This is a genomic window from Bacteroidales bacterium, from assembly GCA_016709865.1.
Classification (GTDB): Bacteria; Bacteroidota; Bacteroidia; order Bacteroidales; family VadinHA17; genus LD21.
In genome coordinates this window covers 329,979-356,108 of the sequence record JADJLX010000006.1, presented here as the reverse complement: position 1 = coordinate 356,108, position 26,130 = coordinate 329,979, and the positions used below count along the sequence as shown (strand labels likewise).

Here is a 26,130-nt window from a genome sequence, read left to right as displayed (position 1 = left end):
AACGCTTTTATTTAGCCCAGTCTTTTCCTTCCGCTGTGCGTCTCCAACTGAAATACTCATCGAGGACTTTAAGCGATTCAGCACTCGGAACTGGTCCGATGTGAGGTGTTGGCCCCAAATACATTACCTCAGGATTGGCATCGCTGAAAGCTAGCCACATCGGAACTCCTTTGCCATTAGGGTCGCCATACTTCGCAAAATTAGTCCAGTATGTTCCCATGGCTTCCGAAATTTCAAAGTCAGATTGTGTAGTCTCCGGTTTCGATTTATCGAGTTGCATAAAAACATATGCCACATCCTGACCGTGTGGAGAGCCAAAACCATAACGCGGTGAATCTTTGGGATAATCGGGGTGCTGGTCGAAATAGTAATAGAATACTTTTGATTTTCCCGTCTTGCTTTGAAGTCGTGCCCAGATCCATGTTTGCCAGCCAAAGGCGGCATCGCGAGCCAGATCACGGGCTGTTTTCGGAACCGACGTTTCAGCAGCCGGATAAACTTTTATCAGGTCATCAGCAAACTTACCATACCGGGTTTTTACACCTTCGAAATATTCTTCAGGAGTTTTTTCCCTTGAAAAACTTGCACCTTCGTCGGAATTATAACCCACCAAAATTGGAATATCATTATACTTTCCCGCTTCATATAAAAGGTATTGGTCGTCGGGAATTACAACCCCGTCTACAATTGGCCATGCACCGCCCATGCCCATGCCCATCGGTAGTTTATCGGGTTCTATTTTGCGTAAATCGGCGATAGTAGCAACTCCCACCTTTTGGGCATATTCGATACCGGCCTGTTCAGCTTGTTGAAGTGTTTTCATGTTTTCACCCGGATACGTTGTGAGACGGGTTGGCCCGAACGAACCCCCACTCTGAGAAATGGCACCGTGAAACAAACCCTTTGCCAGCGGCGATGCACATAACATACTCACTGCAATTCCCCCTGCCGATTCTCCAAAGATGGTCACCCTCTCCGGATCGCCTCCAAAAGCAGCAATATTTTTCTGAATCCATTCCAGACCGGCAATCATATCCATTAAACCATAGTTTCCTGAGACTTTATTAGGATTTTCTGAGCTCAACTCAGGATGCGCCAGAAAGCCAAGCTGACCAACCCGATAAGCAATACTGACGAGCACAACGCCTTTCCGGGCAAGGTGTTCGCCATTGTGTACGGGGTCGGATGTTGAGCCAAAACTGAAACCACCGCCGTAGATCCAAACCAGAACAGGGACTTTTTCTTTTCCTGATTTTGCCGGTGTCCAGATGTTCAGATACAGGCAATCTTCGCTTTTTCCAGAAGGCGGATTTCCACCTTGAAAAGCAGCCGGGGCATATTCCGTTGTAATTTTAATCCCATCCCATTTAGGTGCGGGTTGCGGAGCTTTCCAGCGTAAATCGCCCACCGGTGGTGCAGCAAACGGAATTCCCTTGAAAACACGCAGACCATCTTCAATCGTTCCCTGCACTATTCCCTGTTCAACTTTTACCTGATCTGGAGAAAGTGTTGAACAACCGGTCATGATAGCAGCGACTGTTAGCGCTATCGAAAGAATTAATGTGTTCATAGTTGTTTGAGTTATTTGTTTTTCCACAAGGTGGGTAAAAATCGATAATACAACAGGTGCCTCCAGGTAGCCCAATCATGGCCACCATGACCACCCGTATAATATTCATGTTCAATGTTATGTTTTACCAATGCTTCATGCAGAACCAAACACCTTTGTCCCATAGAACCTGTGGCTTCTTCAGTACCCTGACCAACAAAAAGGTAATCTACTTTTTCATTCACTTTTGGGTCGTTTAAAAACTGTGCCAGAGAAGTTTCTGCATTGGTATCACCGGCGCTGAGAATGCCAAAATTGGCAAACAGGTCGAGCGAACGAAAACCGACAAACATGCTGTGACGGCCTCCCATCGACAAACCTGAAATAGCCCTGCCTTTGGGAGACTTTATTGTGCTGTAAGCTTCATCAACCAGCGGAATTACATGATTCCGGAGCTCCTTTTCAAAAATATCAAAAGTCAGTTCGGTATGTTTGGGATGATTCCTATGAATAATCTGGTTGTTAGGGATGGCTATAATCATTGGTACGGCTTTCCCTTCAGCTAACAGATTGTCCATAATAAAATTCACCCTTCCGTCGAACACCCAGTTAGATGGGAGTTCGCCACTTCCTCCCAGCAAATATAAAACCGGATATTTTTCCTTAGGGTTATAACCCGGAGGAGTGTAAACATAAAGTTCACGCTCACCTTTTGTTACTTCCGAATGATAAACATGGCGCGACACAGTTCCATGCCGGACATTTCGTGCATCGTAATATGCCGGCCCGTCGCCATGTACAATCAACTCACTGTAAGGTGGCATAGCTGTAAAAGCAGCGTAGGTATTGCTGGGGTCGGCAATTTGAACGCCATCTACATTAAAATGATAAGCGTACATATCGGGTTTTAGAGGCCCGATGGTCAGTGTCCAAATGCCATCATTGCCTTTTGTAAACGGAATAGGATCTTTGCCCAGGTTATTGGCCGTGTAGATTGCGCCGGTTGGCAAAACAACCTTTTGTGCATTGGGCGCTTTCAACCGAAAAGTAACGGTATGGTCGTCATGCACCTCAGGCGAATTTAGAGGAGCGCTGAAAGGGTTCAGTCCCTCTGTATTCTTTTGCGGATTGAAATCGAGATTGACATTGGCCTGTTGTCCAAAGGTACGACCCGAAATCCAGATTAATCCGACAACAATAATTGCATATTTAATTTTCATTTTCAAAATATTTATAATGAAATAGGTTTATTCCAGAACATCTTACAAATAATTAAAGATATAACAAATTCACAGTTTTACCAACGATAATAAGAGGTAGAACATACCCGCAAGCGCGTTTGGTAAGAGCAATGATGAGCAGGGTTAGACCGGGGCCACAATTCTATATTTTTCATTTAGATTTTGTCTAAATAAGATGGTAGACCAAATAATAGAATTGCCTGAAAGAGAATAAGGTAATTAGACATATCCGTTGATGCAGGAAGAATACTATCTGTTTGATCCAGACAACAAATATTTTTCAGATATCATTGTCAACATTGCGAATGGAATAAAGGAGCTACGGGTTTTAATATTTTCATTCCTTACAAATGCAAGCATTTGACGGATTGAAAATATTAAAGCCCTGGTGCTGGGCACCAAGGCTTTTTCTTTGTAGCGGAGGAAGGATTCGAACCTCCGACCTTTGGGTTATGAGCCCAACGAGCTACCACTGCTCCACCCCGCAATCTGGGTGCAAAGGTAATGCAATGAAAACAATTACCAAAACTATTTAAGAAAAAATAATTGGAGACGGAAGACAGAAGACGGGAGACCGGAGAACGTAATCGGTAATCAGTAATCGGTATTCGGTATTTTAACTTTTAACTTTTAACTTTGAACTTTGAACCAAGAACCATGGTTTCGGTCTTCGGTCTCCGGTCTCCGGTCTTCCGACTCCGGTATTCCGTCTTTGAATTTTAATTACTAAGTTTGCATATCTGTTTTACAATAAACTTAATAATCAAATAACTATGCCAAGGGTATTCAAAGCAACCGAAATAGAGAGAGAGGAAAAAGAGGTCAAACGCGACTATCTCGACAGGCATATGCCTCATGTATTTTGTCCCGATGAAGTAAAACGCGGTGATAAATTTGCAATAAAGGTAAAGCTGGGAGAGGAGTACCCTCATCCCGACGATCACGACCATTTTATAAGTGTAATCCAGCTCTGGAACCGCGAAACACTTCTTGCTGAAGCACGATATACTGCTGGAGTTTACGGAAATAAACCTTCACATTTTGAGATAGATTTCTATATTGTTGCTCCGGAAGTCTCAATGAATCTTTCCGCTATGGCGGTATGCACTAAGCATGGCCTGTGGCAGAGTGAAGATAAACTAGTGAAGGTAGTTGGCTGATCCGCAATCCACGATCCGCAATCCGAAATGTTCTGAATTCTTTAGGATAATTAATGAGATAGGATTATTACCTTTGCAAGCCGATTAGAGTAAAATATATGGCAAAAGAGGATAAAAAAAAGAATAACTGGCGAGATAAATACAGGTTTTCTGTTATCAACGACCATACCTTTGAAGAGGTATGGCGGATAAGGTTAACTCAATACAATGCTTTTCTCCTAATCACATTTCTAGTTGTATTTATCATTGGCGCAACTACTTCACTTATTGCTTTTACAAATCTGAGGGAATTTATTCCGGGTTATCCCGATGTTACAATGCGGCGTAACATACTTATGAGCGCAATCCGTCTTGATTCCCTCGATCGTGAACTCGCTCTGAGAGATAAATATTTCGCCAATCTGAACGCCATTATTTCAGGAAAACAACCTGTGGAACTCTCTTCACTCCAGGATACTTCGAGGAGTTATAATTCAATAAATTTCACTTCTTCTTCTGATGATTCTGCCCTAAGGGCCCGCGTCGAAAATGAAGAAAGGTATAATCTGACTCTCGGACCAGCTCCGGCTGAGCCTGCCTCCAATCTGGCAGGATTGCACTTTTTCCCTCCTGTAAAGGGAATAATATCAGGGAGATATGAGGTAAGGACAAAACATTTTGGTACAGATATTGTCACAAAACCCAAGGCACTTGTTTCAGCCGCCCTTGATGGTACTGTGATTTTTACAGGATGGACCATGGAAACAGGATTTGTCATACAGGTACAGCATCCGAATAACCTGATTTCGATATATAAACACAATGCAAGCCTGCTTAAGGAAACTGGTGATCTGGTAAGAGCAGGAGAAACGATTTCTGTAGTCGGTGATTCTGGTGAACTTTATACTTCCGGACCACATCTTCATTTTGAGATCTGGTATAAAGGCAGCCCTCTCGATCCTGAGAAACATATCTTATTCTGATGATTAATAAGTCGGGTATGCCACAGAGAATTGCATTGCTTGGATCGACCGGGTCAATAGGTACACAATCACTTGATGTTATCTCAAGATTTCCTGAGGAATTCGAAGTTGAAGTGCTTGTTGCCGGTAATAATGTAGATCTCCTGACCGAGCAGGCTCTGCGCTTTCAGCCCGATTCAGTAGTAATTGGAAACAAAGATCACTATCCCCTCCTTAAAGAGAATCTCAGAAATACCAATATAAAGGTCTATACAGGCGAAGATGCAATGGAACAGGTTGTAACATCATCTACTGTTGATACTGTTATCGCCTCAATTGTTGGCTACTCAGGACTGAAACCTACAATCGCCGCCATAAAAGCAGGTAAAAGAATCGCTCTTGCCAATAAGGAGACTCTTGTTGTTGCCGGTGAAATTATCGGCCGTTTGGTAAGAGAATCAGGAAGTATTATTATCCCGGTCGACTCCGAACATTCTGCTATTTTCCAGTGCCTGGTTGGAGAAGCCGGCAATCCGGTTGAGAAAATTACACTTACAGCATCCGGAGGACCTTTTTTTGGCTGGAGTGAAGAGAGACTGAGAAATGTTAAACCTGCTGATGCCCTTAAACATCCTAACTGGGATATGGGACACAAGGTAACAATTGATTCTGCTTCGCTGATGAATAAAGGACTGGAGGTAATTGAAGCAAAATGGCTTTTTGACCTTACTCCTGATCAGATCTCGGTTATCGTACATCCGCAATCTGTTATTCATTCATTTGTACATTTCTCCGACGGTTCTGTTAAAGCTCAGCTTGGAGTACCTGATATGAGAGTACCGATTCTTTATGCACTCTCTTATCCCGACAGGTTGATATCTGATCTTCCACGTCTTCAGTTAAGTGATTATAAATCATTTACTTTTGCAGAACCTGAGACAGAAAAATTCAGAAATCTTAATCTGGCATATAAATCAATTCGGAAAGGTGGCAATTTGCCTTGCATATTAAATGCAGCAAATGAAATTGCAGTCGCTGCTTTTCTTGAAGAAAAAATTGCCTTTCCTGACATGTCTGATGTGGTTGAATATGCCATGGAAAATACCACATGGTCTGCCTCTCCTGATCTTGGATTCCTGCAGGCTACTGATTCCGACGCAAGGGAGAAAGCACATAATTTTATTAATAAACTTTATAGAAAAAGATGATTATACTAATCAAGATCCTTCAGTTTGTTCTGAGCCTTTCAATCCTTGTTATCATACATGAATTAGGGCATTTTACTCTTGCAAAATTATTCAAGACAAGAGTTGAGAAATTCTATCTGTTCTTCGATCCATGGTTTGCACTTTTCAGGTATAAAAGGGGTGAAACAGAATATGGTATAGGATGGTTGCCTCTTGGAGGATATGTAAAGATCTCAGGCATGATTGATGAATCGATGGATAAGGAGCAGATGAAGCAGCCGGCTCAGCCATATGAATTCAGGTCAAAGACCTCATTTCAGAGACTCCTGATAATGACCGGAGGTGTTGTCTTCAACTTCATTCTGGCAATGCTTATTTATGTACTGGTACTTTTTGCATGGGGTGAAACTTATCTTCCAACATCAAGTGTTAAGTATGGTATTGAAACAGACTCAGTTGGATTAGCTATCGGTTTAAGAAACGGAGATAAGATCCTGACAGTTGATAATCAGAAAATTGAAAATTTTATCCAGATCACCTCCGACATAGTATTGAATGACCGGAAGACAATACAGGTTGATCGTAATGGCGAGATAATAAACATTGATATCCCAAAGGAATATATCCCAAAAATGCTGAAGGGAAAAGGTCAAATTGACCCCCGGATCCCTTTCGGTCCTTTTATTGTTTCATCATACGGTAAAGAGTCGCCTGGAAAAGTTGCCGGTGTAGCAATTGGCGATGAGCTTGTTGGACTCGACAGCATTAAGTTTACCTACTATGATGAATTTCAGAAATATCTCGCTGAGCATAAAGACCAACCGGTACTGCTTAATCTTTTACGGAAAGGTGAAGCTGTTAATGTTTCAGTGATGCCAACTGCAGCCGGATTGATTGGTATAAACAGATCTGTATCAATCGATCAGATATTCGAACTTAAAACAATTAAATACGGGTTCTTCCAATCGATACCTGCAGGCATAAATAAAGGATTCAAAACAATAGCTGATTATCTGAAGCAGTTCAAACTCCTCTTTTCAAAAGATACTAAAGCTTATGAATCACTTGGCGGGTTTATTACTATTGGAAATATATTCCCCGGTGAATGGGACTGGCACTCTTTCTGGAATCTTACAGCATTTCTTTCTATCATTCTTGCTGTAATGAATATCCTTCCAATCCCCGCACTGGATGGGGGACATGTGATGTTCTTGCTTTATGAGGTTGTCACAGGGAGGAAGCCAAGTGACAAGTTCCTTGAATATGCCCAGATAGCAGGAATGGTGCTTTTACTTGCATTGTTGCTATTCGCTAATGGTAATGATATTCTGAGACTTATAAAGAATTAAAATAATATTTACTGTAATTTGCATATAAATAAGATATTTATAACTTTGCACAAATTCTAATACATAAAGAGATGGGAAAGCTAGGAATGACCGAGATTATACTGATACTGCTTGTTGTAGTTCTTCTTTTTGGCGGACGTAAAATTCCGGAACTAATGAAGGGTATCGGGCAGGGTATGAAAGAATTCAAAAAGGCTTCTAAGTACGATCCTGCTACTGAGGATAATAAAGAAGCAGCAGAAAAGGACAAATTCTAGTGTTATAATATTAACAGTAAACCTGCATGGAAATGCAGGTTTTTTTGTTTTTGCCCCTTTGCCTCCCTGTCTTAATTGCCCCCCACCCCCCCTGAAGGGGGGCTATATTTCAATATAATCTTGTAATTTGTTTAAGAAGAGAGCATTAGCCCCCCTTTAGGGGGGTTGGGGGGCGGTCAGGGGGGAGAAAAGTTTCATATTTCTGGTTCCTTCTCCCCGGTACAAAACCAGCTTCTTTAATTACCTCCTGCATCTCTTTGGCATTAAACCTGTTTGATGCACCGGCAGCGCTTACGACATTCTCTTCTATCATAATAGATCCGAGATCGTTTGCCCCTGAATGAAGCGAAAGCATTCCAATCTCTTTACCAACTGTAAGTATTGATGCCTGAATGTTTTTAATGTTGTTTAGTATAATCCTGCTGATTGCGATCATCCTTAAATAATCGGGTCCTGTGTAACTGCTTCTTACTCCGTGTTTTTGCATTAGTACAGTACCTTCATCCTGGAAAGGCCAGGGAATAAAAGTGACAAATCCATAATTTCCAGCAGGTTTTCTGTCCTGAAGATCCCTTAGGAGTATTAGGTGCTCAATTCTCTCCTCAATAGTTTCAATGTGCCCGTACATCATTGTTGCAGAGGTAGGGAGGTTCAGGATATGAGCTTCCCTCATAACTCCAAGCCATTCCTGGGTGGCAGCCTTGGCAGGTGATACGATTTGTCTTACCCTGTCTGACAGTATTTCTGCACCTGCTCCGGGAAGGCTGTCAAGTCCGGCTTCAATAAGTTTTTCGAGAACCTCAGAAAAGGTTATCTTCTCTTTCCGGGCCAGATAAACAATTTCAGGGGGGCCTAATGCATGTAGTTTAAGAGCAGGGTATAATCTCTTAAGATTACTAAAAAGATCTGTATAGAAACTTAGTCCAAGCTCCGGATTCATGCCTCCCTGAAGAAGCAGCTGATCACCGCCCAGGGAATACATCTCGTCAATCTTGCTTATGTATTCTTCAGTGGTAGTCACATATCCGTCAACTGAATTTTTCTTTCTGCAGAAATTGCAGAAAGTACACTGCGAAAAACAGATGTTAGTAAGATTCACATTTCTGTCGATCATCCAGCCGACTACATTTCCGGGTACATGTTTTTGCCTCAGCTCATTGGCTATGAACATCAGATCTTCAACCGGGGCTTCCGTAAACAGTCTTACTCCTTCTTCCTTTGTCAGCGAAGTAAGGTTGAGTGCCTTGTTATATAGTTGTTCTAAAAGCATAGTAATAAACAATTTATATTAATCCTTGTTCATGCTTGTGAAATACTGTCAGCTACCGGATTAATAACTGCAAAGGTAGCGCTTTGAAAACGAAACAATCAATTTTTTAATTAACTTTACATCCTTTAAAACTGAGGCAGAAAAAAATGAAACCTGAAATTCTTAAGATATCTCAAATCTCAGCAGATCAATCAGTTGTTTGTATTATTGGAAATGATACCATTCCTGACAGATTAGCTCTTGGCAAATCTGAAAAGGAGTACACCAAAAAGCAATTGAAATCAAAAGAAGATTGTATTTATATCAATTCCTACAGTAAATATACTTGCATAATTCGACTAAAGGAAGGTGTCAGTCAGCACAAAGTCAGGGAAGAACTCCGTAAAGCTGCTTATAAACTCAGGAAGAAGATCAAAAGCAGTGATCATTCTGAACTGGTTATTACTTCAGAGAAAGCATATAAAGGTGCTGTTGAAGATTTTGCCGAAGGCCTCCTGCTCAGTCTCTATTCATTCGATAAATACAAGACTAAAAAAGAGGATGGGAAAAAGGAGAATACCCTAAAGAAAATTCTTCTTCATGGCGCTATTGCAGATAAAGATATTAAATGGCTCGTTGAGCTGACAAATGCAGTATATTTTTCCCGTGATCTTATTAATGAACCTGTAAATCACCTTAACGCTCCCGCCCTTGCTGAGGAGATAAGAAAATCGGGTGAAGCTGGCGGTTTCAGTGTTGAAATACTTACAAAAGGCAAGATAGAAGCTCTCAAAATGGGAGGTCTTCTGGCTGTAAATAAAGGGAGTGTTGACCCTCCTGTCTTCTGCATTCTTGAATGGAAACCCGCAAATGCCCTGAATAAGAATCCTATTGTTCTTGTTGGAAAAGGTATAGTTTACGACACCGGCGGACTAAATATCAAAACCGGAGAATTTATGGCAGGGATGAATGGTGATATGGCAGGTGCTGCAACAGTCACAGGTGTTTTATATACCCTTGCAAAAACAGGTATTCCGCTATATGTAATAGGACTGGTTCCTTCCACAGATAATCGTCCCGGCGGAAATGCCTATACCCAGGGTGATATTATAACAATGTACAATAAAACCACTGTTGAAGTTGGAAACACCGACGCTGAGGGCAGAATAATACTTGCAGATGCCATAAGTTATGCTTCGAAGTATAAACCGGAACTTATTATAGACATTGCCACTCTTACCGGTTCTGCGGCGATGACATTTGGAAATCAGGCAATTGCTGTAATGACCAATGCCGACAGAAAGTATATAAACATGCTTTCAGAGTGTGGTAACGATGTGTATGAAAGAATCGCTGAGTTGCCTTTCTGGGAAGAATACGGTGATCTCCTGAAATCCGATGTTGCTGATATTAAAAACATTGGCGGACGTGAAGCAGGTGCAATAACTGCTGGAAAATTCCTCGAGAAGTTTGCCGAGTTTCCTTTGATACATATGGATATTGCAGGGACTGAAATGCTCAAGAAGGATGATTTTTACAGGCTGAAAAACGGTCCTGCTTCAGGTTTGAGATTGCTTGCGACATTTTTGAAAAGACTTGCAGCCGGGTATTCTGCAAAAAAATAATTATTTATGGAAAAGAAAACAATATTAGCCGGTATCTCCCATGGAGATATTAACGGTATCGGATATGAAGTAATAATTAAGGCTCTTTCTGATCCGATGATCAATGATATCTGTACTCCAATCGTTTACGGGTCACCAAAAGTAGCTGCCTATCACCGGAAAGCTTTAAATGTTAATAATTTCACATTCAATAACATAAGAACTCCTGAAGAGGCTCATCTGAAAAAGGCAAATATGATAAACTGCCTCGATGATAATATTCGGGTTGAACTTGGGAAATCAACACAGCAGGGAGGTGAAGCAGCTCTTATCTCAATCGAAAAAGCTGTTGATGATCTTAAAAACGGAAAGATCGATGTTCTTATCACTGCACCAATTGACAAGCACAATGTACAGTCTGCCACTTTTAACTTCGCCGGACATACTGAATATCTGAAATCGAAGGCCGGTTCTGAGGAGGCACTTATGTTTATGATAAGCGAGAGTATGCGGATAGGATTCGCTACAGGTCATGCTCCGCTTAAGGATGTTTCAGAGATGATTACTGTTGAAACACTCCTGCGCAAGATCAGACTAATGAATCATTCACTGATACTCGATTTTGGCATACGCAGACCCCGAATTGCGGTTCTTGGACTCAATCCACACGCCGGCGATAATTCATTACTTGGTTCAGAGGAAGCAGAAATTATCATTCCGGCAATTGGAAAAGCCCAGAAGGAAGGTATTCTTACATTTGGCCCATTCCCGGCAGACGGATTCTTTGGTGCAGGGTCATTCGCAAAATTCGATGGAATTCTTGCTATGTATCACGATCAGGGACTTACCCCCTTCAAGGCGTTATCGTTTGATTCCGGTGTGAATTTTACTGCTGGTCTGCCTTTTATCAGAACATCACCCGTTCATGGAACCGCATTTGCAATTGCAGGCAAAGGAGAGGCATCTGAAAACTCATTCCGTCAGGCTATTTATCTGGCATGCGACATTTTCAGAAACAGACAGCTGTATGCGGAGATAAGCAAGAATCCTTTAAAACATCAGGACATAGAATTTCACAGCGACCGTATTGATGAACTTCCTCCCGATATCTTTAACGCAGAGCAGTAACCATGATAGAATATATTAAAGGACATATTACCCAGAACACGCCAACATTTGTGATTATTGAGACCGGTGGAATCGGTTATCTGGTAAATATCTCGATAAATACTTTTTCTCTGATTGAGGGTAAAACTGAGTATAAAATCCTTATACATGAAGTGATCAGAGAAGATGCCCATCAGCTTTTTGGTTTTGCTGATTCCGGTGAAAGGGAAATATTCAGGTTACTTATTTCAGTATCCGGCGTTGGAGCTAACACTGCAAGAATGATGCTTTCCTCACTTAGTCCGGGTGAAATTGAAAAGGCAATAGCTTCATCTGATGTGCATGTTCTTCAGGGAGTAAAAGGGATTGGCCTAAAAACTGCCCAGAGGATAATTGTTGACCTGAAAGACAAAATTGGCAAACATGCAGGAAGCGGTGAAATATTTACCCTCACAGACAATACAAACAGGGAAGAAGCGTTATCTGCTTTAGTAATGCTTGGATTTGCCAAAAGTGCTGTCGCAAAGGTTCTTGACAAGATTGTCAGGGAGGAAAAAAGCCTGACTGTTGAGGACATGATAAAGAGAGCGCTTAAAAACTTGTAATTCAGAACATAAGCCGGATTGGGATCAGGGATATCATATAAAAATCTTCTGGTATTTTTGTATCTTGTACTTTTAGCTTCTTTTTTCCTTACCACAGAAGCAAGGAGTCAGGCTACATCTCAAAATACTGTTCCGGCCGATACCGCCCGCCGGTCACCGCTCAGACTAAAAGAGGATACAGGTATACCCTGGGATTCAAAACAGAGGGCTCCTCTTTTTCTCAACAACCCATCAAACCTTAAATCAACAGTTGTTTACGATCCTGAAAAGAATGAGTATGTCCTTTATAAAAAGATAGGTTCTTATAATTACCGTACACCAGTTTTCATGACACCTGAAGAATTCAGAAAATATGAATACGAGAAGGCTATGCGCGATTACTGGGAATCACGAATTACAGGAGATGAATCGGGATTCAGGTCAGCACTGATACCCCAGATAGAGTTTGGAGGTGCAGCATTTGACAAGATCTTCGGAAGTAACACTATCAACATAATTCCTCAGGGTTCAGCAGAACTTATTTTTGGTATTAATATCTCCCGTACACAGAATCCAACACTTTCTGAAAAACTCAGGACAATTCCAACTTTCGATTTCAAGGAGAAGATCCAGATGAATGTCACCGGAACAATAGGTGATAAGATGCAGCTCGGTGTAAATTACAACACCGATGCAATGTTTGAGTTTGAGAACAGAACCAAACTGCAGTATGCCGGCAAGGAGGATGAGATACTCAGAAAAATAGAGGCAGGAGATGTAACCCTTCCTCTTACAGGAACACTTATAACCGGAAGTTACAGTCTATTCGGTTTAAAGACAGAAATGCAATTTGGTAAACTTACAGTGACTACTGTTCTGTCGCAGCAAAAAGGTGAATCTTCGGTAATTGAGGTTAAAGGTGGTGCTCAACTGACAGATTATGAGATCTTTGCAGATGAATACGAGGCTAACAGACACTTTTTCCTTTCTCAGTATTTCAGGGATACATATGATGATGCACTAAAGAATCTTCCTGTTGTAAGCTCTGGTGTCAATATTGAAAGGATAGAAGTCTGGGTTACTAATAAATCAAGCCGTTTTGAAGAGGCAAGCAACAGGAATATTGTCGCTTTTATGGACCTTGCCGAAAATGGAAGTCATATCTTCAATAATATTCCTGCATTTCAGCAGAGTTCCGGCGGAATGATCTATCCTCAGAACAGCACCAACCAGCTTTACGATCAGCTTACCACTTCTTACGGAATGATTCGTGATGTTGATCAGGTAACAAATGCATTTGATCCACTTTATCCCAATTTCCAGATAGGCCGCGACTTTGAGAAAATAGAAAATGCAAGGAAGCTTAATGAAAGAGAATTCTATTTTAACCGGCAGCTGGGTTATATTTCACTGAATACGGCACTTAATACCGATGAAGTTCTTGCTGTTGCTTATGAATATACTCTGGGCGGTCAGTTGTTTAAAGTAGGTGAATTCTCAACCGATGGAATAAGTGCCCCGCAGACACTCATTCTGAAGCTTATCAAAGGAACGACTCTGAGCCCCAAACTTCCTACCTGGGACCTGATGATGAAAAACGTCTATTCTCTCGGTTCAGGAAAACTTGAGAAGAAAGATTTTGAGATGAATGTGCTCTACCAGGATGACAAGACAGGTAACTCAATTAATTACCTGCCTGAGGGCAAGCTGGCTGATCAGATACTTTTGCAGGTTATGGGCCTTGATAATCTTAATTCCCAGCTCGACAGGGAGCCTGACGGCTTTTTCGATTTTATCAGCGACGTTACAGTTGTGATCGACAGGGGAAAAATTGTATTCCCTGTTATTGAACCTTTCGGTAATCATTTAAGGCGCAAGATTGCTGATCCTGTGGTAGCGGCAAAATATGTCTTCCAGGAACTTTATGATTCAACCCAGACAGTTGCGAGGCAGATGGCTGAAAAGAATAAATTCAAGATTACCGGGCAATACTCTTCCGAATCGGGTTCAGAGATAAGGCTTAATGCTGCAAGTATTCCCCAGGGAGCCGTTAAAGTTACTGCAGGAGGAGTTCCCCTTACTGAGAATACCGATTATACTGTCGATTATAATATGGGAACTGTTCGTATCATTAACAGTGCACTTATTGAATCACAGACACCAATTCAGGTTTCACTTGAAAGTAACCAGTTCTTTGGGTTCCAGACCAAGACTCTTGTTGGTACACATCTCGACTACAGGGTTTCAGATAATTTCGATATTGGAGGTACAATACTTCATCTTACAGAACGACCATATACCCAAAAGGTAAATTTCGGAGAGGAACCGATTTCAAATACAATCTGGGGCTTAAATACCTCATATAAATCTGAATCACAACTTCTCACAAAGATCATTGATAAGATCCCGCTGCTCGATACAAAGACACCTTCCACATTTTCATTCTTTGGAGAATTTGCAAACCTTGTCCCGGGTCACTCAAAAGCAATCTCAAGTGCAGGCAACTCATATATTGATGATTTTGAGGCAAGTGAAATACCGTTGGATCTTAAGTCCTTTAATGCCTGGACCCTTGCCAGTATTCCTCAGGGACAGGATCAGTTTTTTCCTGAAGCGAGGTTTAACAATAACCTTGTAAGCGGCTTTAACAGAGCAAAACTTGCCTGGTATGTGATTGATCCTTTGTTTCTCAGAAATGGATCATCAACACCAGATCATATCAAACAAAATGATACTGAACAGTCGAGTCATTTTGTCAGGGAGGTTTATGAAAATGAGATATTTCCATACAGGGAAAGTCCAAGCGGGATCCCAACCAATATAACAGTACTTAACCTGGCCTATTACCCTGAGGAGAGAGGCCCGAATAATTATGATACAGATCCTGGACCATATTCTGAAGGTTTGAGCCCTGACGGTAAACTGAATGATCCGAAATCAAGGTGGGGCGGAATTATGAGGGAGGTTCTTACAAGTGATTTTGAAACGGCAAATATTCAGTACGTGAAATTCTGGGTAATGGATCCGTTTGTAAATGATCCTGCTCACGAGGGAGGAGATCTGTATATAAACCTTGGTAATGTCTCTGAAGATATTCTCCGCGACTCACGGAAGAGTTTTGAGAACGGACTGCCCGGTTCGCCTGTTGCCAAAAATATTGATACAACAGCATGGGGACGTGTTCCAACAGTGCAGGCAGTCGTTCATGCATTTGACAATGCTCCGGAATCGAGACGATATCAGGATGTGGGACTTGATGGTTTAAGCAATGCTGATGAACAGACTTTCTTTGATGCTTATCTCCAGAAGTCGTTGCTTATTACCACCCCCGAAGCCTACCAGGAGATACTTAATGACCCTTCTGCAGATGATTTTCATTATTTCAGAGGGGGAGATTATGATCAGCAAAGGTTAGGGATCCTTGAAAGGTATAAGAAGTATAACGGTCAGGAGAGGAATTCGCCTACCTCGGAGATGTCAACGGAATCATATCCGACATCGGGCTCCACACTTCCCGATATGGAAGACATCAACCGCGATAATACACTTAGTGAAACTGAAAGCTATTATCAGTACAGGGTAAGTATGAGGCCGGGCGATATAAAAGTAGGATCAAACTATGTTGTTGATGAGATAGAGTATGAAGCTACATTTGCCAACGGAACAAAATCCAAGGTAAAATGGTATCAGTTCAAGGTGCCTATTACCGATTATCAGAAAGTTGTCGGTCCGATAAAGGACTTTAAATCAATCCGCTTCATGAGGGTTTATCTGAAGAATTTCAATAAACCGGTTATAATGCGATTTGCAAAACTCGATCTTGTAAGAGCTGAGTGGAGAAAATATAACATTTCATTCATGGAGGGCGGAGAACGCGTAACTGTACCTGAAGCTACTGATGGTTCATTTGAGATAAGCTCGGTAAGTATTGAGGAGAACTCGGGAAAGATCCCTGTGAATTATGTTCTCCCGCCAGGATTTGACAGGATAACTGATCCTCAGAATCCGCAGTTGAGGCAGCTGAATGAACAGGCTATGGTTCTCAGAATTCAGAATCTTGAAGACGGAGATGCCAGGGCTGCTTTCAGAAATGTAAATCTCGACATAAGGCAATACAGGCGGCTTCGTATGGAAGTACATGCTGAGGCTATGATAGGACAGCCTCTTCAGGATAACGAGCTGACGGCCTTTGTCAGGATAGGATCCGATTATAAAGGCAACTTTTATGAATATGAGATTCCTTTGAAGCTTACTCTTCCAGGCCGGTATGATAATAACTCTGATAAGGAGAGGACGGAAGTATGGCCCGTGGAGAATCAATTTGATATTGACCTTTCTGTTCTTCAGGATGCCAAGCAGGAACGAAACAGGCAGATGCAGGAACCGGGTTCTTCCTTAAGTGTATCAGATGTATTTGTTTATTCTCATGAAAATGCAAGAGTCTCTGTTTCCGGTAATCCTAACCTGAGCAATGTCAGGGTAATTATGATAGGAGTACGAAATCCAATCAAAACAAGGAACCAGACAGTTGATGACGGAAATCCAAAGTATGGTGAAGTGTGGGTGAATGAATTGCGTCTCAGCGACTTTGTTGAAAACGGAGGATGGGCAGCAAACGCACATATGCAGGCCAGACTGGCTGATCTGGGGACAGTAGATATGGTTGGCCAGACAAGTACTCCCGGTTGGGGAAGTATTGAGAAAAAGGTAAATGAGAGAAGCAAGGAACAGATCTCAAAGTATGATCTTTCTTCAAGTGTGGAACTCGGGAAGTTTTTCCCTGAGAAGATTGGTGTAAGGCTGCCGGTATACATTGGATACTCCGAGACAAGAATCAAACCACAGTATAATCCTCTCGATCCGGATATACCTCTGCAGGATGCACTTGATGCCGCTAAGAACAAGACAGTAAGGGATTCTATAAGAGCTATTTCTGAAGATTTTGCCCGGCGAAAGACAATCACTGTCAGTAATGCAGGAATCACTAAAAGAGGAGAGAAGCCTCATGCCTGGGACCCGGCAAACCTTAGTGTAAACTACACCTATAATGAGATTTACAGAAGTAACACCAAGACTGAAATTGATGTCGAAAAGAATTACAGGGGCGGGATAAATTATGATTATGAGGCGCAGCCAAAAAATCTTATGCCTTTTAAGAATGTACAGATTTTAAATTCTCCGGTATTCAGAATAGTTAAAGACTTCAACTTTTATGTGTTTCCAAAGAGCTTGTCATTCCGTACAGATCTGAACAGGTTTTATAATGAAGTAAAAACCAGGAACATAAATAATCCTTATCTGAAGGTAAAACCATCCTTCAGAAAAGATTTTGAATGGACCCGGATTTACGATTTCAAATATGATGTAACAAGGCAGCTGAAGTTCGATTTTACTGCTAACAATATTGCCCGTATTGATGAACCATTCGGCGGAGTGGATAAGCGCAGGTACGGGAATACCTATGAAAACTGGCGTGATTCAGTTATGGTTAATCTCAGGAATTTCGGAAGGACAACAACATATAATCACTTTATAAATGTAACCTATACTATCCCGATAAACAAACTGCCATTGCTTACCTGGGTCAATGCCAATGCCCGGTATGGTGCAGATTATACCTGGCTGGCAGGTCCGGTTTTCCCCGACAGTATGAATATCAACCTTGGTAATTCTATTAAGAACCATAATGAGCTTACCCTTACAGCAATGGCTAACCTTTCTACTCTTTATGGTAAGTCAAAATTCCTGAAAAACATTGAAAACAACACTCGTCCGGAAGCCGCTCAGCGTATGAAGGCCGAGATGAAGACTGTTATCTATGCGAAAGATAACATAAGCTTCAAACCAAATGTACCGAGGGCAATTAATCACAACCTCAAATCAAGGGATGTCAAGGTGAGGGTATTTGACAAGAATGGAGTAGAGGTGAAGGGTAAGATGGTTATTATCAGCGATAACAGGGTTAACTTTACTGCTGATGAACAGGCTGATGGTGCAAGGGTGACAGTTGAAGGTAAGGTACCAAAGACACGCAATCCGGTTATAGTAGTTGGAGAATACATGATCAGAGCAATGATGGGAGTAAGGTCCGTAAGTCTTACCTATACTTCAGCACAGGGGCAGTTCCTTCCCGGATACACACCGGGTACGAAATACCTTGGGATGTCGGGCAGCAATAACATGATGGCCCCTGGCTGGCCTTTTATTCTTGGCTACAGCGACAGAGACTTCTTTGATAATGCTGTTACAAAAGGATGGCTGTCAACTGATACTTTGCTGAATACACCGGCCTTATTCAATGATAAAATTGACATATCGGCACGTGCACAGGTAGAACCTTTCCCCGGAATGAGGATTGATATTAATGCTGACCGTCGCACTTTGGAAAATGTAAGTTCTTATTATATAGCAGATTATAATGGTAATTTCCCCGACAGCACCCGCAACAGGGTAATCTCCGGTAACTTCTCGATCTCTGTTATTTCGTGGGGAACCGCTTTTGAAAAGATCTCAAAATCGAATGACTATGTGTCACCAACTTTTGAGGCTTTTAAGAGCAATGCGGTGATAATATCTGAAAGAAGGGCAGACGAAAGGCAGAAAATAGACCCGGGTTATGATCCTGACACTGATCCAATAACAGGGTTGCCGGTTGACGGGCCATTTAAGAGCGGGTACGGACAGACTTCAAGGGAAGTTCTGATACCGGCATTTCTGGCAGCATACACAAAATCGGATCCGGGAAAGATTGGACTTGATCCGTTCCCGTCTGTATTAAGAATGATGCCGAACTGGCGAATCAATTTTGACGGATTATCAAAATTTGAGTTTATTCAGAGGACCTTCCGTTCAGTTAATCTGATGCATCAGTACAGGAGTACCTACCAGATCGGTTCATATACCACAAACATGAACTATGGGGCTGATGGAGATGGTATTAGCAGAATACGTGATTTGCAGAATAACTATATACAACAGTATGAGATAAATGTTGTGACAATCAGCGAACAGTTCAGTCCGATGATAAATGTCGACCTTAACTGGAAAAACAGTATGACAACCAGATTTGAATGGAAAAAGTCGCGTACTGTTTCACTTAACCTGACAAGCAACCAGATAGCTGATGCCAGAATTAATGAATTGATATTCGGTGCAGGCTACAGATTTGATAATGTCCAGATCATTCTCAAAACAGGAGGAGGTCAGAGAGCTCTGAAAAGCGATCTTAATCTGAGACTCGATTTCTCTGTAAGGGATAACAAAACACTGGCACGTAAACTTGTAGAAAATGTCAATCAGCCTGTTGTTGGGCAAAAAGTTTTTACAATTGGGACAACTGCAGACTATGTTCTGAGCGACAGGTTTAACCTTCAGATCTTTGCTGACCACACAATGAATAATCCATTTGTGGCCAGTACATTCCCGACTTCAAACACCAATTTCGGATTCAGTCTTAAGTTTACACTCGTTCAATAGAAGACAGATTGTATCCCTGCATTCAAAAAAAGACATTTATCATCTTGGATAAATAAAAAAAACTCTATTTTTGGCTTGCTGAATCAAAGGCGCAAAACATATTTTATCATCTAAAATCATAATAAAATGAACGTTCCCGGAAATTTATTGTACACCAAAGACCATGAATGGCTTCGCGTTGAAGGAAATATGGGTTATATAGGCGTAACTGACTTTGCTCAGGGAGAACTGGGTGACATCGTTTTTATTGAGATAGAAACTGTCGGGGAAACTCTCGCAAAAGAAGAAGTTTTCGGTACTATTGAAGCAGTAAAGACTGTTTCAGACATGTTTATGCCGGTGAGCGGAGAGATTCTTGAAGTGAATCCTGTTCTCGAAGAGACTCCGGATGTTGTAAATAAAGACCCTTATGGCAACGGGTGGATGGTAAAAATAAAGATCACTAATCCGTCAGAGGTTAATGATCTTCTTTCAGCTGAAAAGTATACAGCTTTATTATAGAGTCTGTTTTACTTCAAATTCCTGATATCCTTCAACTACGTCACCGATTTTTATGTCGTTGAAATTGTGAATGTTTAATCCGCATTCGTAACCACCGACAACCTCTTTCACATCATCCTTGAATCGTTTGAGTGATCCGAGTTCGCCTGTGTAGATTACAATACCATCGCGTATTATTCTTACCCTGGTATTTCTTGTAATCTTCCCTTCCTTAACATAGCAGCCAGCAACTGTACCCACTTTGGTTACTTTGAATACTTCACGTATCTCGAGAGTAGCTACAATCTCTTCTCTCATTTCAGGCATAAGCATACCTTCCATAGCAGATCTGATCTCTTCAATAGCGTTATAGATAATTGAATAGAGTCTTACATCTATCTCTTCTTTTTCTGCCAGTTTTCTTGCACTTAATGACGGTCTCACCTGGAATCCGACAATAATAGCGTTAGAAGCTGCAGCAAGCAGTACGTCTGATTCAGAGATCTGTCCAACAGCCTTGTGAATAATATTAAGTTGTATTTTTGGCGTTGAAAGTTTGATAAGAGAATCACTTAAAGCTTCAACAGATCCGTCAACATCACCTTTTACAATAATATTAAGTTCCTGGAAGTTACCGATAGCAATTCTACGGCCTATTTCGTCAAGTGTAATATGTTTCTGAGTACGTAATCCCTGTTCTCTCTGAAGCTGAGCTCTCTTGGTCGCAATGTCTTTTGCTTCACGGTCGCTCTCCATCACATTGAATTTGTCCCCGGCCTGAGGTGCACCATTAAGACCTAAAATAAGAGTAGGGGTAGCCGGACCAACTTCTTCGACCCTGTGACCGCGTTCGTTGTACATAGCTTTAACATGTCCGTAGCAGCTTCCTGCCAGAACAATATCACCTATTCTTAATGTACCTGCCTTTACAAGCACTGTAACTGTAAATCCTCTTCCTTTATCAAGCGAAGATTCAATTACAGTTCCGATTGCCGGTTTGTCAGGATTAGCCTTAAGCTCAAGCATTTCAGCCTCCAGAAGAATCTTATCTAGAAGGATGTCAATGTTAAGTCCGGTCTTTGCCGAGATCTCCTGAGACTGATACTTACCTCCCCAGTCTTCTACCAGGTAGTTCATTCCGGCGAGTGTCTCCTTAATTTTTTCAGGATTTGATGTTGGCTTATCTATCTTGTTTATTGCAAAAATAATTGGGACACCTGCTGCAGAAGCGTGATTGATAGCTTCTTTTGTCTGTGGCATTATACCGTCATCAGCAGCAACAACAATTATAGCGATATCGGTAATCTGTGCACCGCGGGCACGCATGGCAGTAAATGCTTCGTGACCAGGTGTATCGAGGAATGTTATCTGACGTCCATCTGGCAGGATTACACCGTATGCCCCGATATGCTGGGTAATACCTCCGGCTTCACCTGCAATTACGTTTGCATTTCTGATATAGTCGAGAAGTTTTGTTTTACCATGGTCAACGTGACCCATAACAGTAACAATAGGCGGTCTCGGTTTGAGATCTTCCTCGTCATCTTCCTCCTCTTTTACAGCTTCCTGCAATTCAGCACTCACAAATTCAACCTTGAAACCGAATTCATCAGCAAGAAGAGCCATGGTTTCAGCATCAAGACGCTGGTTGATAGAAACAAACAGGCCAAGACTCATACATGTTGATATGATTTCGGTTACAGCAATATTCATCATCGAGGCCAGCTCGTTTACTGATACAAACTCTGTAACTTTAAGAATATTCTTGTCGAGTTCGAGCTTGTCAGCTACCTCCTGGTGTTTCTGACTTATGGCTTCTCTCTTTTCCCTTCTGTATCTCGATCCCTTTGATTTTCCTTTTGTAGTTAAGCGTGCAAGTGTTTCTTTAATCTGCTTCTGAACTTCTTCCTCATTGACATCTGCTCTGATAGGTCTCTTTTTAACGACTTTTTTTGCACCTGGTTTGATGTCTTTCTTTTCAGTAATAACAGGTTTAACAACAGGCTTAACCTCCTGCTCTTTGAGGATTCTCTTTCTTCTTTTCTTTCTTCTGAAATCTGAATCTCCGCCAACTCTGACAGGCTGGAAAGGAGTTGATTTTTTCTTCTCTTCAACCGGAAGATCAATTCTTCCGACTACTCTTGGCCCTTCAAGTTTTTTAAAGTCTGTCTTATAAAGAGCGACTATATCCTCTTCAGGTTCCGGGATAAGAATGTCTTCAATTATATCATCGATTGTCGCTTCCTCAGCTACAGGTTCGGGAACAACTTCTTTTACAACTGCAGGCTCTTTCTTCTTCTCCTTAACAGGTTCCTCTTTTGATGGCTGAGTTTTTTCAGCAACTTTTTCCTTTTCCTTCTCCTTTGCCTTTTCTTTTGGTTTCTCTTTAGATTCCTCTTTTCTTGAAGGCTTTGTCTCTTTTGACAGAGAATCGAGATCAATTTTCCCGACTATATGGAGATCAATATTTGATTTTACTTTCTTTTCTGCAACAGGCTCCTCAGGAGGAGTCTCTTTAACAGGAGCGGCTTTCTTCTTCTCAACTGTTTTTGTTTCAGATTTCGGCTCTTCACTCTTTTTGACAGGCTCTTCTTTTGGTGCTGCAGGTTTTTCAGCAACCGGTGGTTTCATTGTCTTTTCAAGATCAATTTTACCAACAAGTTTGATATCAGGTTTTTTGATCTCTGTTCTGATATCAACAGTAGTCTTTGTCCCTGAAGAATCTTTAACAAGAATATCTTCATCTTTCTCGGTGTCTTCTGATTCGCCTTTCTCAGAAAAGTCTTCAATTGAAACAGACTCTTTTTTTCTGTGAAGATCTTTCAGGATAAGTTTTTCAGACTCTTTCTTTACACTGATATCTGTACTATACTCTTTAACAAGCAGAATGTAAGCTTCATGCGGAAGTTTAGTATTTGGATTGGGATCAAGATCAAACCCTTTCTTGTGCAGAAATTCCACAATAGTGGATATTCCCACATTAAATTCGCGGGCTGCTTTACTTAATCTTGTAACCTTAATATCCTCTGTCATAAATATGCCTTGCCTTTATTAAAACTTGTAAGATAACCTGTATTATGGTTGATATATAGCTTTTATTCAAATTCGGCTCTGAGTATGTTAACTACTTCCTTAACAGTCTCCTCTTCAAGGTCAGTACGTTTAACAAGATCGCTTATAGAAAGGTTCAGAACGCTTCTTGCTGTATCGCAGCCGATAGCTTTAAGTTCCTCTATGATCCAGTCTTCTATTTCATCGCCAAATTCTTCAAGATTAACATCTTCCTCATCTTCGCCACCCGGCTCTCTGTATACATCAATCTCATATCCGGTAAGCTGGCTTGCGAGTTTAATGTTAAGTCCACCTTTACCGATTGCCAGCGAAACTTCGTTTGGCTTGAGATAGATATTTGCTCTCATTGTAACCTCATCAATTTTGATTGAGGTGATTTTTGCAGGGCTGAGGGCACGCTGAATGAAAAGCTGATTGTTTGATGTATAATTAATTACATCGATATTCTCGTTTCTCAGTTCCCTTACAATGCCGTGAATCCTTGATCCTTTCATACCTACACATGCTCCGACAGGGTCGATTCTTTCGTCGTAAGATTCAACAGCTACTTTAGCACGTTCGCCAGGAACCCTGACAATCTTTTTGATTGTTATAAGGCCATCAAAGATCTCAGGGACTTCAAGTTCGAACAATCTTTCTAGGAAGACAGGCGATGTGCGGCTGAGTATAATGAAAGGAGTATTGTTCCTCATTTCAACCTTAATAACAACTGCCCTTATTGAGTCACCCTTACGGAAATGATCTGAAGGAATCTGTTCGCTTTTGGGAAGAATGAGCTCATTCCCGTCATCATCAAGCACGAGAATTTCTCTTTTCCAGACCTGGTAAACCTCACCGGTAACTATCTCACCGATACGGTCTTTGTATTTAATGTAGATATTATTCTTTTCAAGGTCAAGAATTCTGGCGGTCAGATTCTGCCTGAGCGATAAAATAGCCCTTCTTCCGAAGTCAAGAAATTTTACTTCATCAGAGACCTCTTCGCCAACTTCATAATCCTCATCAATCATCTTGGCTTTTGAAAGAGGTATCTGTATAACAGGATCGGTTAATTCATCATCCTCAACCACAACCCTGTTTCTCCATATTTCGAAGTCACCTTTATCGATATTGACAATGATGTCAAAATTGTCTGCCGAACCGTACCTTTTTGCCAGCATACTCCTGAAAACATCCTCAAGAACGCTCATCATTGTTGGGCGGTCAATGTTCTTCAGCTCTTTGAACTCAGAAAAGGTGTCGATCAAATTAACGTTTTCCATTTGGCGTAAACCTCTTATTATTACTTAATTGTTAAAATAACTCTTGTTGATTTTATCTGCTCGAAATTGAAAGACATATCTTTCAATTCTTTAGTTTTTCCCTTTACTTTTACCTCAGTCTCAAGCTCAAATCCCCCGGTTGTAATATTCTTAAGTTTCCCGGTAAACTTTGAACCTTCATTATCAATCACTTCAACCTTTTTTCCTTCGTTCTTGTAATACTGCTCAATAACACCGAATGGTAAATCAAGTCCGGGTGAAGATACCTGCAGTTCAAAATCCTCTTTATCGCGGTCAAGACTGTTTTCAACATGCCTGTGTATTGAAGCGCATTCATCAATTGTAATACCGTTTTTTGTATCAGCAAGGATTGTGATTCTGTTTGCACTGCTTACCTTTACAGCAACAATAAACAGATCAGTCCCTTTAATGAACTCATCAACTATTCCCTGTATGTCCTGTTTCTCTATCATTTGTAAAAAACTGCGAACAAAATAGGGGACTCTGGTCCCCTTATATACTCAACTGCGCCTCAATTCGGATGCAAAGGTACATATTTTTATTATATTACAAAAATTTTTATCATTAATGTTGTTGTTTTATGCTTGTGCTTCAAAGTTGTACAATATGTCCCAGGGAGTGCCGGGTTAACAGAATAGATGGTGAGAAAGGTTATTGCGGGACAGATGCGGGACTGAATATTGCATCGGTTTGTCTTCACAGGGGAGAGGAGCCTTTAATAAGCGGAGCAGATGGAATATGTAATATTTTTTTTGCTGGCTGTAACCTGCGCTGCATATATTGCCAGAATCATGAAATAAGCCAGAATTCTTTATCTTTCAGGAAAGCAGCAGTTGATTTGCCTGATCTGCTGAATCAGATCTCGGAGATAATTTCGCAGGGAACAGATTCAGTCGGGTTTGTCTCTCCTTCCCATATGGTTCATAATGTTAGGGCAATAATTGAAGGCCTGCATGAAAAGGGCCTTAAACCGGTTATTGTCTATAATACAAACAGCTACGACAAAGCTGACACTTTAAGAAGTCTTGAGGGATTAATTGATGTTTATCTTCCCGATTACAAATATGTTACACCTGCACTGGCTGCTGAGTTCTCAGGGGCTCATGATTATCCTGAAGTAGCTTTAAAAGCAATCAGGGAGATGTATTATCAGAAAGGTTCAACGCTGAGAACCGATGAAAGAGGCAAGGCTGAAAACGGTATCCTGATAAGGCATCTTGTTCTGCCAGGTTATGCAGAAGAGAGCATGAAAGTTTTAAGATCAATTGCAGAAGAGATCTCAACAGGGGTTCATATATCACTTATGTCGCAGTACCACCCTGAATGGCTCGCAGAGACTCATCCTTCTATTGGCAGGCTGCTCTATAAAGAAGAATACGAATCTGTTGTGGAAGAGATGGAACGCCTGGGCTTCAGAAACGGGTACATTCAGGACATGGAAAGCAATGTAAGTTACAGGCCTGATTTTAGTAAAGAACATCCATTTGAATGATAATTGGAACCGTTGGCTGAAGCCAACGGCAATTTGGAAACAGAATAAAATTGCAATATTATATGAGAGTCTGGAGTTTTTAAAGCCAACGGCAATTTG

The 26,130-nt window shown here is 41.2% G+C and carries 17 protein-coding genes and 1 tRNA gene; 11 read left to right on the top strand and 7 right to left on the bottom strand.

Annotated elements, in window-relative coordinates; all coding sequences use genetic code 11:
- Positions 1–7: 7 nt before the first annotated feature.
- The 3 genes from IPJ16_17880 to IPJ16_17870 all read right to left on the bottom strand — a co-directional run bounded on the left by IPJ16_17880 (position 8) and on the right by IPJ16_17870 (position 3,277).
- Positions 8–1,570, bottom strand: a complete 1,563-nt coding sequence (locus tag IPJ16_17880) for a carboxylesterase family protein (protein ID MBK7629037.1) — start codon at positions 1,568–1,570, stop codon at positions 8–10.
- A gap of 11 nt (positions 1,571–1,581) precedes the next feature.
- Positions 1,582–2,769, bottom strand: coding sequence for an esterase (locus IPJ16_17875; protein ID MBK7629036.1), 1,188 nt, complete (start codon positions 2,767–2,769; stop codon positions 1,582–1,584).
- Positions 2,770–3,205: 436 nt separating this feature from the next.
- A tRNA-Met gene (locus IPJ16_17870) sits at positions 3,206–3,277 on the bottom strand.
- Between the two features lie 286 nt (positions 3,278–3,563).
- Between IPJ16_17870 and IPJ16_17865 the strand changes: the two genes are divergently transcribed.
- The 5 genes from IPJ16_17865 to tatA all read left to right on the top strand — a co-directional run bounded on the left by IPJ16_17865 (position 3,564) and on the right by tatA (position 7,684).
- The gene (locus IPJ16_17865; GenBank protein ID MBK7629035.1) at positions 3,564–3,950 is read left to right on the top strand and encodes a dethiobiotin synthase; all 387 of its coding nucleotides are present in this window, start codon (positions 3,564–3,566) and stop codon (positions 3,948–3,950) included.
- Between the two features lie 98 nt (positions 3,951–4,048).
- Entirely contained in the window at positions 4,049–4,912 is an 864-nt protein-coding gene (locus tag IPJ16_17860; protein MBK7629034.1) for a M23 family metallopeptidase, read from the top strand.
- A complete protein-coding gene (locus IPJ16_17855) occupies positions 4,912–6,099 on the top strand; it encodes a 1-deoxy-D-xylulose-5-phosphate reductoisomerase (protein ID MBK7629033.1) in 1,188 nt (395 codons plus the stop codon). Before IPJ16_17860 ends, IPJ16_17855 begins: the two co-directional genes overlap by 1 nt.
- The gene (gene rseP, locus IPJ16_17850; GenBank protein MBK7629032.1) at positions 6,096–7,427 is read left to right on the top strand and encodes an RIP metalloprotease RseP; all 1,332 of its coding nucleotides are present in this window, start codon (positions 6,096–6,098) and stop codon (positions 7,425–7,427) included. The genes IPJ16_17855 and rseP overlap by 4 nt, the downstream gene beginning before the upstream one ends.
- A gap of 71 nt (positions 7,428–7,498) precedes the next feature.
- Positions 7,499–7,684: a twin-arginine translocase TatA/TatE family subunit gene (gene tatA / locus IPJ16_17845; GenBank protein ID MBK7629031.1), complete on the top strand. Its 186-nt coding sequence runs from the start codon at positions 7,499–7,501 to the stop codon at positions 7,682–7,684.
- A 145-nt stretch (positions 7,685–7,829) separates the two neighbouring features.
- On the opposite strand, the gene mqnC is transcribed toward tatA, so the two are convergent.
- Positions 7,830–8,954: a dehypoxanthine futalosine cyclase gene (gene mqnC / locus IPJ16_17840; protein MBK7629030.1), complete on the bottom strand. Its 1,125-nt coding sequence runs from the start codon at positions 8,952–8,954 to the stop codon at positions 7,830–7,832.
- A gap of 329 nt (positions 8,955–9,283) precedes the next feature.
- On the opposite strand from mqnC, the gene IPJ16_17835 reads away from it, so the two are divergent.
- From IPJ16_17835 to gcvH, 5 genes are all read left to right on the top strand, one after another.
- Positions 9,284–10,558: a leucyl aminopeptidase family protein gene (locus tag IPJ16_17835; GenBank protein MBK7629029.1), complete on the top strand. Its 1,275-nt coding sequence runs from the start codon at positions 9,284–9,286 to the stop codon at positions 10,556–10,558.
- Positions 10,559–10,564: 6 nt separating this feature from the next.
- Positions 10,565–11,665, top strand: a complete 1,101-nt coding sequence (gene pdxA, locus IPJ16_17830; protein MBK7629028.1) for a 4-hydroxythreonine-4-phosphate dehydrogenase PdxA — start codon at positions 10,565–10,567, stop codon at positions 11,663–11,665.
- A gap of 2 nt (positions 11,666–11,667) precedes the next feature.
- On the top strand, positions 11,668–12,249 hold the full coding sequence (ruvA, locus tag IPJ16_17825) for a Holliday junction branch migration protein RuvA (GenBank protein MBK7629027.1): 582 nt from the start codon (positions 11,668–11,670) through the stop codon (positions 12,247–12,249).
- Positions 12,250–12,267: 18 nt separating this feature from the next.
- Positions 12,268–19,704, top strand: a complete 7,437-nt coding sequence (gene sprA / locus IPJ16_17820) for a cell surface protein SprA (protein MBK7629026.1) — start codon at positions 12,268–12,270, stop codon at positions 19,702–19,704.
- Positions 19,705–19,830: 126 nt separating this feature from the next.
- On the top strand, positions 19,831–20,205 hold the full coding sequence (gene gcvH, locus IPJ16_17815) for a glycine cleavage system protein GcvH (protein MBK7629025.1): 375 nt from the start codon (positions 19,831–19,833) through the stop codon (positions 20,203–20,205).
- Here gcvH and infB read toward each other — a convergent pair.
- The 3 genes from infB to rimP all read right to left on the bottom strand — a co-directional run bounded on the left by infB (position 20,200) and on the right by rimP (position 24,991).
- A complete protein-coding gene (gene infB, locus IPJ16_17810) occupies positions 20,200–23,217 on the bottom strand; it encodes a translation initiation factor IF-2 (GenBank protein MBK7629024.1) in 3,018 nt (1,005 codons plus the stop codon). The genes gcvH and infB overlap by 6 nt on opposite strands.
- Before the next feature lie 62 nt (positions 23,218–23,279).
- Positions 23,280–24,518, bottom strand: a complete 1,239-nt coding sequence (nusA, locus tag IPJ16_17805; protein ID MBK7629023.1) for a transcription termination/antitermination protein NusA — start codon at positions 24,516–24,518, stop codon at positions 23,280–23,282.
- 20 nt (positions 24,519–24,538) lie between these two features.
- Complete coding sequence (rimP, locus tag IPJ16_17800; GenBank protein MBK7629022.1) at positions 24,539–24,991, bottom strand: ribosome assembly cofactor RimP; 453 nt, start codon at positions 24,989–24,991, stop codon at positions 24,539–24,541.
- Positions 24,992–25,119: 128 nt separating this feature from the next.
- On the opposite strand from rimP, the gene IPJ16_17795 reads away from it, so the two are divergent.
- Positions 25,120–26,031 (top strand): radical SAM protein, encoded by a 912-nt coding sequence (locus tag IPJ16_17795; GenBank protein ID MBK7629021.1) that lies wholly within the window; start codon positions 25,120–25,122, stop codon positions 26,029–26,031.
- Positions 26,032–26,130 lie beyond the last annotated feature (99 nt).

Excerpts from the sequence above, each read along its gene's own strand:
- nusA (MBK7629023.1), bottom strand. The coding sequence starts at position 24,518 with ATGGAAAACGTTAATTTGATCGACACCTTTTCTGAGTTCAAAGAGCTG.
- pdxA (MBK7629028.1), top strand. The coding sequence starts at position 10,565 with ATGGAAAAGAAAACAATATTAGCCGGTATCTCCCATGGAGATATTAAC.
- infB (MBK7629024.1), bottom strand. The coding sequence starts at position 23,217 with ATGACAGAGGATATTAAGGTTACAAGATTAAGTAAAGCAGCCCGCGAA.
- IPJ16_17860 (MBK7629034.1), top strand. The coding sequence starts at position 4,049 with ATGGCAAAAGAGGATAAAAAAAAGAATAACTGGCGAGATAAATACAGG.
- ruvA (MBK7629027.1), top strand. The coding sequence starts at position 11,668 with ATGATAGAATATATTAAAGGACATATTACCCAGAACACGCCAACATTT.
- IPJ16_17865 (MBK7629035.1), top strand. The coding sequence starts at position 3,564 with ATGCCAAGGGTATTCAAAGCAACCGAAATAGAGAGAGAGGAAAAAGAG.
- rimP (MBK7629022.1), bottom strand. The coding sequence starts at position 24,991 with ATGATAGAGAAACAGGACATACAGGGAATAGTTGATGAGTTCATTAAA.
- IPJ16_17855 (MBK7629033.1), top strand. The coding sequence starts at position 4,912 with ATGATTAATAAGTCGGGTATGCCACAGAGAATTGCATTGCTTGGATCG.
- IPJ16_17795 (MBK7629021.1), top strand. The coding sequence starts at position 25,120 with ATGCTTGTGCTTCAAAGTTGTACAATATGTCCCAGGGAGTGCCGGGTT.
- tatA (MBK7629031.1), top strand. The coding sequence starts at position 7,499 with ATGGGAAAGCTAGGAATGACCGAGATTATACTGATACTGCTTGTTGTA.
- rseP (MBK7629032.1), top strand. The coding sequence starts at position 6,096 with ATGATTATACTAATCAAGATCCTTCAGTTTGTTCTGAGCCTTTCAATC.
- IPJ16_17875 (MBK7629036.1), bottom strand. The coding sequence starts at position 2,769 with ATGAAAATTAAATATGCAATTATTGTTGTCGGATTAATCTGGATTTCG.
- gcvH (MBK7629025.1), top strand. The coding sequence starts at position 19,831 with ATGAACGTTCCCGGAAATTTATTGTACACCAAAGACCATGAATGGCTT.
- IPJ16_17880 (MBK7629037.1), bottom strand. The coding sequence starts at position 1,570 with ATGAACACATTAATTCTTTCGATAGCGCTAACAGTCGCTGCTATCATG.
- mqnC (MBK7629030.1), bottom strand. The coding sequence starts at position 8,954 with ATGCTTTTAGAACAACTATATAACAAGGCACTCAACCTTACTTCGCTG.